At 64.9% G+C, this 12788-nt stretch carries 10 protein-coding genes; 5 read left to right on the top strand and 5 right to left on the bottom strand.

Features of this window, described 5'->3' with window-relative positions; all coding sequences use genetic code 11:
• Nucleotides 1-2547, bottom strand: a 2547-nt coding sequence (locus tag BM125_RS19085) for a ribonuclease E/G (RefSeq protein WP_092410971.1), incomplete at its 3' end; no start/stop codon positions are given.
• Here BM125_RS19085 and BM125_RS20010 point away from each other — a divergent pair.
• Both BM125_RS20010 and BM125_RS19080 read left to right on the top strand, forming a co-directional pair.
• Complete coding sequence (locus tag BM125_RS20010; RefSeq protein ID WP_139225119.1) at nt 2528-2812, top strand: hypothetical protein; 285 nt, start codon at nt 2528-2530, stop codon at nt 2810-2812. The two genes, BM125_RS19085 and BM125_RS20010, sit on opposite strands and share 20 nt — an antisense overlap.
• Nucleotides 2813-3056: 244 nt before the next feature.
• Nucleotides 3057-4019: an RluA family pseudouridine synthase gene (locus tag BM125_RS19080; RefSeq protein ID WP_425429646.1), complete on the top strand. Its 963-nt coding sequence runs from the start codon at nt 3057-3059 to the stop codon at nt 4017-4019.
• Nucleotides 4020-4071: 52 nt separating this feature from the next.
• Here BM125_RS19080 and BM125_RS19075 read toward each other — a convergent pair whose 3' ends face one another.
• Both BM125_RS19075 and BM125_RS19070 read right to left on the bottom strand, forming a co-directional pair.
• A complete protein-coding gene (locus BM125_RS19075; RefSeq protein ID WP_092410969.1) occupies nt 4072-5667 on the bottom strand; it encodes a type II CAAX endopeptidase family protein in 1596 nt (531 codons plus the stop codon).
• Complete coding sequence (locus BM125_RS19070) at nt 5654-5998, bottom strand: 4a-hydroxytetrahydrobiopterin dehydratase (protein WP_092410967.1); 345 nt, start codon at nt 5996-5998, stop codon at nt 5654-5656. The genes BM125_RS19075 and BM125_RS19070 overlap by 14 nt, the downstream gene beginning before the upstream one ends.
• A 100-nt stretch (nt 5999-6098) precedes the next feature.
• Here BM125_RS19070 and BM125_RS19065 point away from each other — a divergent pair, with 100 nt between their 5' ends.
• Nucleotides 6099-6692 (top strand): NfuA family Fe-S biogenesis protein, encoded by a 594-nt coding sequence (locus BM125_RS19065; protein WP_092410973.1) that lies wholly within the window; start codon nt 6099-6101, stop codon nt 6690-6692.
• Between the two features lie 69 nt (nt 6693-6761).
• Here the strand turns inward: BM125_RS19065 and BM125_RS19060 are convergent, their stop codons facing one another.
• Complete coding sequence (locus tag BM125_RS19060; RefSeq protein ID WP_092410965.1) at nt 6762-7130, bottom strand: c-type cytochrome; 369 nt, start codon at nt 7128-7130, stop codon at nt 6762-6764.
• Nucleotides 7131-7138: 8 nt separating this feature from the next.
• On the bottom strand, nt 7139-7465 hold the full coding sequence (locus BM125_RS19055; RefSeq protein ID WP_092410963.1) for a c-type cytochrome: 327 nt from the start codon (nt 7463-7465) through the stop codon (nt 7139-7141).
• 446 nt (nt 7466-7911) lie between these two features.
• Between BM125_RS19055 and BM125_RS19050 the strand changes: the two genes are divergently transcribed.
• Nucleotides 7912-9105, top strand: a complete 1194-nt coding sequence (locus tag BM125_RS19050; RefSeq protein ID WP_175498205.1) for an efflux RND transporter periplasmic adaptor subunit — start codon at nt 7912-7914, stop codon at nt 9103-9105.
• Nucleotides 9102-12425 carry an efflux RND transporter permease subunit gene (locus BM125_RS19045; protein WP_092410959.1) on the top strand — a complete coding sequence of 1108 codons (3324 nt, stop codon included), beginning with the start codon at nt 9102-9104 and terminating at the stop codon, nt 12423-12425. Before BM125_RS19050 ends, BM125_RS19045 begins: the two co-directional genes overlap by 4 nt.
• Nucleotides 12426-12788 lie beyond the last annotated feature (363 nt).

The raw sequence follows: 12788 nt of genomic DNA, 5'->3' as shown, positions 1-12788 counted from the left end.
CGAAGTCTGGGCCGGAGCCGAAGTCTGGGCCGGAGCCGAAGTCTGGGCCGGAGCCGAAGTCTGGGCCGGAGCCGAAGTCTGGGCCGGAGCCGAAGCCTGGGCCGGAGCCCGAGTCTGGGCCGGAGCCGAATCGTTCGCCGCGGGCTTCATGTCGGCTGAAGGCGATGTCTGCTTCGCCGCGTTCGACGTTGCTTCGTCTCGACCGGCGGCCTGGTCCGCTGACTTGTCGCCAGCCTGAGCGGCCTCCTTACCTGGCCGGTTGCCACGATTGCGCATGCCCGCACTTCGGTGCTCGGCATCCTCGTCATCGAATTCCTCGTGGGCGACCCGCGCCTCGGCGACACCGGGCGCGGCGGAGCCCGTGTTGTCCGAGTCGATCTCGCCCTTGCGGCGACGGCGGCCGCCACGGCGGCCGCGACGACGCTTGCCGCTCGAGCCGGTGCTCTCTGTTGTCGACGCATTCGCGTCCGTGGCGATACCGGCCGCCTCGGCGACCTGCAACTTCTTCTCTTCCGCCGCCGGATCGGCCTGGGCGACCGCGGTCGGTTCGGCTTTTGTCGCGGGCTTCGGGCGACCTGATTGCGCCGCCGCAGCAGTCTGCGGCTTCCGGCCGTCACGTTGTGCCCGTTGCGCGGAGTCCGCACGTTGTGATTTCTGCTGTTGTGGCTTGCGCCCATCGCGTGATTCGCCGCGGCCGCCTTCCTTGCGCGCCGAATCCCCGCGTGATCCCCGGTTCTGCGCTTGCGATCGTTGTCCGCCAGAGCGGGCGTCGCGCGGTTCGCGCAGCTCGCGCCCACCGTGTGGGCTACCCTGACGGGCGGCCGGCGCAGCAGCCTTCGCGGCCGAACCGGCGCCGAACAGGCGACCGAGCCAGGCGAAGAAGCCTCCGCTTGCAGGTGCCGGTACTTCGACCTCCTGCACCGCGACCGCTTCGGACTTGACCGGTGCGGGGCTGGCGGGCACGACCCGACTTACCGCGGGCTGCTCCGGTTCCTCGCCTGCCTGCGCCAACTGCGGCAGGGGCGTGGCCTCCACCGGGGTCAGGCGCTGGTAGCTCGGCTTGGTGTCTTCGCCGACATCGGCGGCACGAATGCGTTCGATGTGCAGATGCGGGGTCTCGAGTTTGTCGTCGGCAACGACGATCACCTGGACTTCCTGGCGCCGCTCGATCTCGCTGAGCTGACGACGCTTTTCGTTGACCAGGAAGTTGGCCACGGCGGGCGGCGCCTGGACCAGCACCTGCCCGGTGTTCTCCTTCATCGCATGTTCTTCGACCAGGCGCAGCGCGGACAGCGAGAGCGATTCGACGCTGCGGATGCGGCCATGGCCGTCGCAGCGCGGGCAGACGATCTGGGTCGCCTCGCCGAGAGACGGACGCAGACGCTGGCGTGACAGTTCGAGCAGGCCGAAGCGCGAGATCCGGCCGATCTGCACGCGCGCGCGATCAACGCGCATGGCGTCCTTGAGCTTGTCCTCGACCTCGCGCTGGTGGCGCGGGCTGTCCATGTCGATGAAGTCGATGACGATCAGGCCGCCGGCGTCGCGGATGCGCAACTGGCGGGCGATCTCGGCGGCGGCCTCGAGGTTGGTGTGGAAGGCCGTTTCCTCGATGTCGCTGCCCTTGGTGGCCTTAGACGAGTTGATGTCGATCGCGGTCAGGGCTTCGGTCTGGTCGATGACGATGGAGCCGCCAGCGGGCAGGCGCACGGTGCGCTCGAATGCGTTCTCGATCTGCGATTCGATCTGGAAGCGCGAGAACAGCGGTACCGTGTCCTGGTACAACTTGAGCTTGCGCAGGTTGTTCGGCATGACCTGCTGCACGAACTCGCGGGCATCGTTGTAGAGCTCCTCGTGATCGATGAGGATCTCGCCGATGTCGTTGCGCAGGTAGTCGCGCAGGGCGCGGATGATGAGTTTCGATTCCTGGTAGATCAGGAACGGAGCCGGCCGCGAAGTCGCCGCCTCGGCGATGGCCTTCCACAGTTGCAGGAGATAGTCGAGGTCCCATTGCAGCTCCTCGGCGTCGCGGCCCATGCCTGCGGTGCGGATGATCAGGCCCATTTCATCGGGCAGCTGCAGGTCATCCATGGTGTCCTTGAGGCTTTGCCGATCCTCGCCTTCGATGCGTCGCGAAACGCCACCCGCGCGCGGGTTGTTCGGCATCAGAACGAGATAGCGGCCAGCCAGGCTGATGAAGGTGGTCAGCGCCGCGCCCTTGTTGCCGCGCTCTTCCTTGTCGACCTGGACGACGATGGTCTGGCCTTCCTTGATCAGCTCGCGGATGCCGGCCTTGTTCGCATCGACGCCGGGCGTAAAGTACTGTTTCGAAATTTCCTTCATCGGCAGGAAGCCGTGACGCTCTCCGCCGTATTCGACGAAGCAGGCTTCCAGCGAGGGTTCGACCCGGGTGATGCGGCCGAGATAGATGTTCGACTTCTTCTGTTCGCGGGAGGGGATCTCGACGTCGAGATCGAACAGGGTCTGGCCATCCACGATAGCCACGCGCAACTCTTCACGCTGAGTTGCGTTGATCAACATGCGCTTCATTGTAGTGATTCCTTCGCAGGCTCTCGAACCGCTGCCGCGCGTGAACGCGCTGCCCGAAGGCTTCGCGCCGCGCGATCCGACTGGACCGGAGTACCGGCCGCGGGAGCGCCTGTTCTTGTTAAATTGCCGACGCTTTCCGGGCGCCAGCGCTCATTTGGTGCATGCGATTCCGGTGACCCTTTGCCACCGCAAGGGCGGCAAGCAATCTCCGATTCGAACCGTTACGATGTCCGGGCTTTTCGAACCTGCGTACCCCTCAACCTGAGTTCGGGCACCAGGGCACGGATGGACGTGACGGACGAATGCGCCTAGATATTGTCTCCGGCTCTCGGAATCGAGGGCCGGATGACGGCGCGATACGCCGGCGCAGTGTAGCAGTCGACTCCGGATTTATTCAATGAAGACACACACTTCGGCCAACTTTGCAGAAGCCGTCTTGGCTGGCTCCGGGGTCGGGTCCGGGACCGGACTGGCGCCGTTCAGGCGGGTCGGCAGGTCTGCCGCGGCCGATCCGGGCAGTTCCCCGGCAGCGGAGCCCCGTCGTGCGGCCTGAAGTACAAATCGTCAGGATTGACGAAGATCGCGATGGTCAGCGCATCGACAATTTCCTTGCCGGACGCCTGAAAGGTGTGCCGCGCAGCCTGGTTTACCGCATCCTGCGGACCGGGGAAGTCCGCATCAACGGGCGCCGGGCCAAGCCCGATACACGACTGAGCGCCGGCGACGAGGTGCGTATTCCGCCGGTTCGTGTGGCCGAGCGCGGCGAGCCCGATCGCCCGGCCAGCGCCCAGATGAACCGGATCGAAGAGGCGATCGTCCACGAAGACCGGGAGTTCCTGGTCCTCGACAAGCCCAGTGGTATCGCCAGCCACGGCGGCAGCGGAATAAGCTTCGGCGCGATCGAACTGCTGCGCGCGTCGCGGCCGAGGGACACCCTGGAACTGGTCCATCGGCTCGATCGCGATACCTCCGGCGTGCTCGTGTTCGCGCGCAAGCGCTCGGCCCTGACGGCCTTGCAGACGGTCATCCGCGAAGGTCGGGCGACCAAGCACTACCTGGCCCTGCTGCACGGGCGCCTGGCCCAGGCCCGCATCACGGTCGACCAGCCGTTGCGCAAGTCGATCCTGCAGGGCGGCGAACGCATGGTGCGCGTCGACGAGGCGGGCAAGCCCTCGGTCTCGCATTTGATCCGGCTCGAGTCGTTTGCCGATGCCACGTTTTGCGAGGTAGCGATCGAAACCGGTCGAACGCATCAGATTCGCGTGCATGCGGCCCATGTCGGCCACGCCGTCGCCGGCGACGAGAAATACGGCGAACGCTCATTCAACCAGGCCATGCGCAAACATGGCCTGAAACGCCTGTTCCTGCACGCGGCGCGCTTCGAGTTCGAGATCGACGAGCGGCGCTACGCATTCAGCGCGCCGTTGCCGCCCGAATTGCGCAAGGTGCTCGATTCACTGCAGCGACCCTGACCCGCCAGCCGGCCGATACCGGGCGTCGACGGCCGCGCAGGCGAAGGCAGGATCAGGAACCCCCGAGCAGGAAGAATCGCGCGCTGACTTCGGCCGAGTGCAGCCACTCCTTCGGCAGCGACTGGGTCAGCAGCAAACCGCAGGCGGCATGCGCCACCATGTTGGCCAGAAGTGCGCGATGACGCTGCCAATTCCAGACCCAGATCAGCCCGGCCACGAAGGTGAGCTGCATGAGCATCGCATTCGGCGTGTGCAGCAGGCTGAAGACAAGGGCGGCGCCGAGCAGCCCCCATGAGGCCGAACCGAGCACGCGCTCGATACGTTCGGCGACGATGACGCAAATCAGGAATTGCTGGATCGCGGCCCAGGCCGCGTAGTGCAGTACGCGCGACGACTCGGGCAACTGCTGGGGCAGTTTTCCGTGAGTCATGTAGAGGACGACGCCCAGGGTCAGCGCGAACGAGCCGAGCGCAACCCACCAGCCCCGCTTGAGCGTCCGCGCCGAGGGTTGTGCCGGCGCCCCGCCGAACAACAGGCTCAAGGCAAAAAGCAGGGTGATCGCGCACGCGGCGAGATGAAGCGGGTCGATATCGTCGCCGATGAATCCACCCACGATCAGGCCCAGAGGCACGGCTGTCACGCCGAGCAATTCGAGCAATGCGCGCAGCCGATAGTCCAACGGCGGCCGCATCCGCAGCACGAGCAGCAGCAGGGCATAGACTCCGAGCATCGTCGACCGCAGCACGATCGAGTCATCTGTTGCGGGCGTCGGCTCCCAGAGTCGCGCCCGGCTGGCGACGCGCGGGAAATCGCCGTTGGCGACAATCACCGCATCCGGCAGGGTGGCCGTGATCCTGTCGCGGGCAACGAGAATCTGTTCGACGCGTCCGTCGAAGGGCAATTGCAGGACCGGCCAGGATTCGCTGCGGCTGTTCATCGCGATCCGCGCCAGGGCGCGATCGAAATCGTGCGGCTCCCGCGGCGAGGGCAGCAGAGGAAGCTCAAGTCGTTCCAGGGCGTCGACCGAGATTGGCGAAGCCGGCCTGGCCTCGACTTCGCGCAGGGTCGCGGCCGCGGTCGGTGGCAGCTCGAAGCGCAGTCGCAGCATCGCCGCCCGTTTCGGCATCGCTGCCGGCTTGCCTCCGCAGGTCCAGCCGAGCCGGTCAAGGGGAATGCGGATTCGGGATTGGCCCGGGTCGAAGGCCGTGCCCGTGCTGATGCACAGCGGTCCATCGAGGTCCGTGCGCACGAGGAACGACAGCATGCCCGGTTGTTCGGCATCAAGTCCCACATCGAACCCGGAAAACCGCATCAGGTCGATCGCACCGGCAATCACCAGGCCGATATCGACCGGTTGCCCGGACGAACGGACACGGAAGCCGGTTGAGAGGAACTCGGCTTGGTCCGTGCCGAACGCCCGGGCGGCCACGATGTCGGCCGGCAGTCGTGGCGACCAGCGATGGGGCGTTTCGGCATGGACCAGCGCACCGAGTATGGCGACGGCCCTGTCGTCGAGATGCCGGTCAAGCTGGACGCGGGCGAGTTGCGCGAGCGCGAGCATGGCGATCACCGCCGTGACCAGGATCGCCGTGGCTTGCGCGAGCTTGCGTGCGGTCGACAGGCTGCCGCTGCGGTCAATGCGGGCCAATGAGGCTCTCAACCCGGGCGGCGCAGATGAAATCGTTGAGGGAGAGACCGCCGACGTCGTGGGTCGAGTAATGCAGTTCGCAGCTCGGATAGCTGACCTTGAAGTCCGGATGGTGGTCCTCGACGTGGGCGATCCAGGCGACCGCATTGACAAAGGCCATCGTGCGATGGAAATCCTCGAAACGATACGTCTTGACGATGCCATTGCCGTCGGCGCTGAGCGTCCAGCCGGGCAGATGGTCGAGATAGCGCTGCACTTCGGCAGCTCCCAATGCATGCTCCTTGCCCTTGCGTGGGGCGCAGTGGGCGCTGGCCAGTTCATCGGGTTTCATGCGGCACTCCGGGGCGACGATGGGGCGGCAAGTATAAGTGCGGATGCACGAAACTCGATTGAGGACTAGAATGGTGCTGATTAAGAAGGACACCCAGGCCATGATCGAATTGAGTGAATCCGCCGCGGACCATTTCCGCTCCCTGATCCAAAGCCAGAATTCTCCGGGGCTTGGAATTCGCCTGCGCGCCATCGCGCCCGGTACGCCGCAGGGTGATTGCCAGCTCGAGTTCTGCGAACCGGCGGATCTGTCGGGTGACGAATGGGAAATCGAGTGCAACGGCTTCTCTCTCTTCGTTGCGGCCGACAGCGCAGCGTTCCTTGACGGCGCCAATATCGATTTCGCGCGCGATGCGACCGGCGGCCAGCTCTCGATCAAGGCGCCCAAGCTGCGCGGAGCGCCTCCGGACGAGAACGCGAGTGTGGTCGAGCGCGTGCGCTACCTGATCGATGCCGAAATCAATCCGCGACTGGCTTCTCACGGCGGCCGCGTCAGCCTGCGCGAGATTACCGCCGAGGGCATTGTCGTCCTGCAGTTCGGCGGTGGCTGCCACGGCTGCGGCATGGTCGACGTGACCCTGCGCAACGGCATCGAAAAGACCCTGTCCGAGAAGATTCCCGAGGTGACCGGTGTGCGCGACGTCACCGATCACGACAAGGGCCGGAAACCGTATTTCGAGCGCAAGGCGGTCTGAGCAACAAAAAAATCCCGGCCAGGCCGGGATTTTTTTCGCGCGTGGCTCTGGATGCCCGGCAGCGCCTGATTATTTCGGCTCCATGTGGCCGTGCAGGTCGTCGAGTTTCCCGGGCATGGCCGAGAAATACGCGGCCAGGTCGAGGATGTCCTGGTCCGAAAGCTTCTCGACGTAGACCGCCATGATCGGATTGACCCGGCCGCCGTCGCGGTATTCGTGCAGGGCACGGGCCAGGTAGTCGGGATACTGGCCGGCAAGGCGCGGATAGATCGGTGCGGTCGAATTGCCGTCGGCACCATGGCAGGCCTGGCACGGCTGGGCCAGGGCTTTTCCGGCCGCGGCATTGCCGGGCGTCGCGGCCAGGGCCAGGGTCGAAATCGAGGTCAGTGCGAGCAGGCTGAGGGAGAGGAGCGGCTTGATCGTGGAAATCCTGTTCATCGCTCGGCTCACTCCGCGCTGTTGATGCTGGAAAGGAAGGCGGCGATATCGCGGATGTCCGCATCGCTCATGCTTTCACCCTGGGCGCGCATGGTCGGGTGGTTGCGCGCGCCGCTCTTGTACTCGGTGAGTGCGGCGACGATGTAATCGTAGTTCTGGCCGCCAATGCGCGGCACATGGTAATTGGGATAGGCATTCTTCCAGCCGGTGATGCCGTGGCAGCCGGTGCAGGTGTAGGCCTTGAGGCGGCCTTCGACGGGATCGCCCTTGGTCTCCTGGGCGAAAACCAGGCTGGCGGGCAACAGGGCAAGGACGAACAGCAGCGCTCGGGTCATCTCGAAGGTTCCGGATCCGGCTGAAAGGGAAAAGGGGTCGGTGGCAAGCCGCGGAGTATAGCGAGTTGGCGCGTCGAGGTCAGCGGCCCACCATGCGGCGCAGCGGCGCACACCGGTCGGGCCCGCACGGCGCGGGGCGCCCTGATGCGAGCCTGACGGGCTGGCGTCGGGGCGGCGGCAGCCGAGACATGAGCGCGTGACTATCGGCTCAAGACAGTTGCGCGCGGCGTGCGTAACGTGTGCGTTTGCGAGGGAGGTAAACCGCAAGGCTTCGACCAGGGACCCGGATCGCCGGGCAGGCCGATCGCATTGAATTCCCGTTGCCCCGCCGGCCAGGCAACCGGACGCGCGTCCGACGTATCCGGGAATGCACGACCAGATACCGGGGCTTGCTGTCCTATAGTGTTATGGTCTAGTATAACACCATGTCAATTCGAGGCTGCGCAATGCGCTCATTTCCCAGCGGTTTTCGGCTGCGCCTTGGCGCGCAACTCTTCCTTGGCCTGGCCGTTCTGACCCAGGTTGCATCCTGCGGCGGTGATCATGGCGGGGCCAAGGCCGAGGAGGCGGCCGCCGACACATCGGTGCCGGTCGAGGCGGTGCCGGTCTCGCGCCGCTCGATCAGTGCGAGCTACACCGGCACGGCGACGCTCGAGCCGGAAAGTGAGGCCCAGGTCGCGGCCAAGGTCAGCGGTGTCCTGCTCAAGCTGCTGGTGGAGGAGGGGGACCAGGTCAAGGCCGGGCAGGTGCTGGCCAAGCTCGATGACGAAAATCCACGGCTCAATGTCGCCAAGGCGCAGGCGACCTTGCGCAAGCTCGAAAACGACTACCGGCGATCGAGCGAGATGTTCGAACGCAAGCTGCTCAGCGTCGAGCAGAACGACAAGATCCGCTATGACCTCGAGACCCAGCGTGCCACCTACGATCTGGCCCGCCTCGAACTTTCCTACACCGATATCGTCGCTCCGATCAGCGGCGTCATTTCGCGCCGCATGGTCAAGGTCGGCAACTTCATCCAGGTCAATCAGGCGCTGTTCCAGATCGACAACTTCGATCCGTTGCTGGCCGTGCTCAACGTTCCGGAGCGTGAGCTGAACACCCTGCGTGCGGGCCAGCTCGTCAACATGCGCGTCGATTCGATTCCCGACCAGGTGTTCGAGGGGCGTATCCAGCGTATCAGCCCGGTGGTTGATTCGACGACCGGCACGTTCCGGGTGACCTGCGAATTTCGCGATGCCTCGGGGCGCCTCAAGTCCGGCATGTTCGGGAGACTCGAGATCGTCTATGCGAAGCACGACGACGTGCTGACCATTCCGCGCACCGCACTGATCGAGGAAGACGGCGAGACGGCGGCATTCGTGGTCGTTGCCGGTTCGAGCCTGAGTGCCGAGGAAAAGGAAAAGCTGATCAAGGCGAAGCAGGAGGAGAAGAAGGATGGAGCCGCGAAGGCCGAGCCCGGCAAGGACAAGCCGCCCTTGCCGGCGTTCGTCGCCAAGCGCCGCCTGATCAAGGTCGGTTACGGCGATTCCGGTTACGTGGAAATCCTCGACGGGCTGGTCGAGGGCGATCGCGTCGTCACCCTCGGCCGCTCGGCCGTTCGTGACGGCACTGCGGTGCAGGTGCTGGAGGGCGTGCAGTGAACATCGTCGACTTCGCCACGCGCCGTCGCGTCACCATCGGCATGACCACGCTGACCCTGGTCCTGTTCGGACTGATCGCTCTGTCCGGGCTCAAGGTCAACCTCCTGCCGGACCTGTCCTATCCGACCCTGACCGTGCGCACCGAGTACGAGGGCGCGGCGCCGATCGAGATCGAGAACCTGATCTCGCAACCGGTCGAGGAAGCGCTTGGCGTGGTCAAGAACGTGCGCAAGATCCATTCGGTCTCGCGTACCGGCCAGTCCGACGTGATCCTCGAGTTCACCTGGGGCACGGACATGGAGCAGGCGAGCCTCGAAACACGCGACAAGCTCGACATCCTGAGCCTGCCGCTGGAGGCAAAGAAGCCGATCCTGCTGCGTTTCAATCCGTCCACCGATCCGATTATCCGGCTCGGGCTCAGTGGGTCCGGGGCTGCGGCCGGATCGAGCGAGGCCGAACTCAAGCAGCTGCGTCGCTTTGCCGACGACGAACTGAAGAAGCGCCTGGAACCGGTCGCCGGCGTCGCCGCGGTCAAGGTCGGCGGTGGTCTCGAGGACGAGATCGACGTCTCCGTCGACCAGCAGAAGCTGGCCCAGCTGAACCTCAAGGTCAGCGACGTCGTCGATCGCCTGCGCAATGAAAACGTCAATGTCTCGGCAGGGCGCATCGAGGAGGGTAGCCAGCGCTATCTGGTGCGCACGATCAACCAGTTCTCCAACCTCGACCAGATGCGCGAGATGCTGGTCAAGGTCGAGAACGGCGTGCCGGTCCGGCTCAAGGACATCGCCGACGTGCGCCAGGGCTACAAGGAACGCGAAGGCATCGTCCGCATCGATGCGCACGAGGCCATCGAACTGGCGGTGTACAAGGAGGGTGATGGCAATACCGTGGCTGTCGCCAACGCCGTCAACAAGGCCCTGGAAAAACTCAAGTCGACCCTGCCGCCGGGCGCGAGCCTGACCACCATCGACGACCAGTCGGTATTCATCCAGCACTCACTCGACGACGTCCGCAACGACGCCCTGATCGGCGGTACGCTCGCGATCCTGATGATCTTCTTCTTCCTCGGCCATGGCCGCAGCACGTTCATCATTTCACTTTCGCTGCCGATCTCGCTGATCGCCACGTTCTTCTTCATGGGCCAGGCTGATCTGAGCCTCAACGTCATGTCGCTCGGCGGCCTGGCCCTGGCCACCGGTATGGTCGTCGACGATTCGATCGTCGTACTCGAAAACATCGCGCGGCTGCGCGAGGAAGGCCATTCGATCCTCGACGCCACGGTCAAGGGCGCCAGCGAAGTCAGCATGGCGGTGACCGCATCGACCTTGACCACGGTGGCCGTATTCTTTCCGCTCGTGTTCGTCGAAGGCGTCGCCGGCCAGTTGTTCCGCGACCAGTCGCTGACGATCACCTTCGCCATGCTCATTTCGCTGGTCGTGGCGATGACCCTGATTCCGATGATGGCTTCGTTGCAGGGCCGCTCGCCGCTGGCATTCCGCGATGAGCCATCGAAAGCGCCGAAGCCGCTGCCGAGGAACGTGCTGCTGAGGGTGCCCGTGCGCATCCTGCGCGCCATTGGTGAAGGCCTGTTCCAGATCCTGCCGCGCCTGGTCGTGATATTCGTCGGTTTCCTGGCCAAGCTCTTCAACTGGACCATCGGCGTCGTGCTGCGTTGGCTCGGCCGGCGCGTCGTCGGCACCTATGACCGTTCCGCGCGGCTCTACCACCGCATGCTGCCTGGCGCGATGGATCGGCCGTGGCTGGTCCTCGGCACCTCCGCGCTGGCCTTCGCGGTCAGCATCGCGATCATCCCGAGCCTCGGCATGGACCTGATCCCGAGCCTGGCCCAGGGCCGCTTCGAGACGACCATCAAGCTGCCACCCGGCACGCCACTGGCCGAGACCGACGCGCTGGTTACCCAGATCGAGCGCCAGCATGCGCGCGATCCGAACATCGCCTCGATCTACGGTGTCGCCGGAACCGGCACGCGACTCGATGCCACGCCTACCGAGTCGGGCGAGAATATCGCGCGGCTGCTGGTTACGCTCAAGCCGGGATCCGGCGATCGCGAGGAAGCCGCGGCCATGAATGCGTTGCGGGCGACGCTGGCCACGCGTTCGGATGCCGAGGTGAAATTCGCCCGACCGGCCCTGTTCAGTTTTTCGACGCCGCTGGAGATCGAGATCCGCGGTTACGACCTGGAGGCGTTGACCACCGCGGGCAAGAAACTCGGCAAGCTGCTCGGCGAATCCAATCGTTTTGCCGACATCAAATCCACGGTCGAGGATGGCTATCCCGAAGTGCAAATCCGCTTCGATCAGGACCGTGCCGCCGCATTTGGCCTGACCACGCGGCAGATTTCAGATGCCGTGGTCACCAAGGTGCGCGGCGAGGTGGCCACGCGTTACAACTTCCGCGATCGCAAGATCGACGTGCTGGCCCGAGTGCGCGAGTCCGATCGCGCCAGCGTCGAGGACATCCGCAACCTGATCGTCAATCCAGGCGCCGATCGCCCGATCCGACTGTCCGCGGTGGCTGAGGTAAGCGCCAGCGAGGGACCAAGCGAGATCCATCGGGTCGACCAGGAGCGCGTCGCCATCATCTCGGCGAATCTGCGCCATGGCGATCTCGGCAGTGCGGTCAGCGAAGTAAAGTCGATCCTCGCGAGTACGCCGCTGGCGGCCGGTGTATCCGTGCATATCGGAGGGCAGGGCGAGGAAATGGATGCTTCGACCCGTTCGATGCTGTTCGCGTTCGGCCTTGCGATCTTCCTCGTCTACCTGGTCATGGCCTCGCAGTTCGAATCGCTGGTCCATCCCTTCGTCATCATGTTCTCGATTCCGCTGGCCCTGGTCGGCGCGGTGCTCGCGCTGAAGCTCACCGGCACGCCGATATCGGTGGTCGTCTTCATCGGCCTGATCATGCTGGCCGGCATCGTGGTCAAGAACGCGATCGTGCTGATCGACCGCGTCAACCAGCTGCGCGAGGAAGGCCGCGCCAAGCGCGAGGCGATCATTCTCGCCGCCGAATCTCGCCTGCGCCCGATCGCGATGACAACCCTGGCGACACTGCTCGGATTCCTGCCGCTGGCGATCGGCCTGGGCGAGGGTTCCGAAGTGCGTTCGCCGATGGCGATCACGGTCATCGGCGGACTCGCGGTCTCGACCCTGCTGACCCTGGTCGTGATTCCGATCGTTTATGAACTGGTCGATCGCAAGCCCGATGCGTATTACGTCGAGCGCGCGGCGCGCAAGGCGAGCAAGGTCGCGGATGATGATGCGACGCCGGGTTCTGCGGTGGTGGCCGAGGCGCACTCGTGAATTCGGCTGCATTTTCCTGGGCTTGTTTTGGAGCGGGCTCTCGGCTGGATTCGGGTTCGGTTCCATGCGGAATCGCTGAGATTCCCGAGCTGTCGTCCCTGTCCATGGACGGGCTCAGGACAGACCGGACTTCGTCCGGGCAGGGACCCACTGATTCTGATTTGCGCACAGTTGGGCATCGCTTCGCGGCGCATTCCTGGGGCAGAAGCAGAGCGTTCACTCGCCTCCGGAGAGCGAGGCACTCCGCTGCCACTGTAGGAGCGCCTTCAGGCGCGATGCCTTTCCGCACGATTCGAACATCCACGCCGTTGTCCCTGCGCAGGCAGGGATCCAGTGACTGCGCTTTTCGCTCTGTTCGACATC

Source organism: Dokdonella immobilis, from assembly GCF_900115085.1.
Taxonomy (GTDB): Bacteria; Pseudomonadota; Gammaproteobacteria; order Xanthomonadales; family Rhodanobacteraceae; genus Dokdonella; species Dokdonella immobilis.
Note: the sequence above shows the minus strand (reverse complement) of the source record. Positions and strands in the feature narration are given on the sequence as shown.

What these genes read in the sequence shown, in the direction of transcription:
- BM125_RS19065 (WP_092410973.1), top strand. Translation starts at nt 6,099, where the DNA reads ATGATCGAATTGAGTGAATCCGCCGCGGACCATTTCCGCTCCCTGATC.
- BM125_RS19060 (WP_092410965.1), bottom strand. Translation starts at nt 7,130, where the DNA reads ATGAACAGGATTTCCACGATCAAGCCGCTCCTCTCCCTCAGCCTGCTC.
- BM125_RS19070 (WP_092410967.1), bottom strand. Translation starts at nt 5,998, where the DNA reads ATGAAACCCGATGAACTGGCCAGCGCCCACTGCGCCCCACGCAAGGGC.
- BM125_RS19055 (WP_092410963.1), bottom strand. Translation starts at nt 7,465, where the DNA reads ATGACCCGAGCGCTGCTGTTCGTCCTTGCCCTGTTGCCCGCCAGCCTG.
- BM125_RS19050 (WP_175498205.1), top strand. Translation starts at nt 7,912, where the DNA reads ATGCGCTCATTTCCCAGCGGTTTTCGGCTGCGCCTTGGCGCGCAACTC.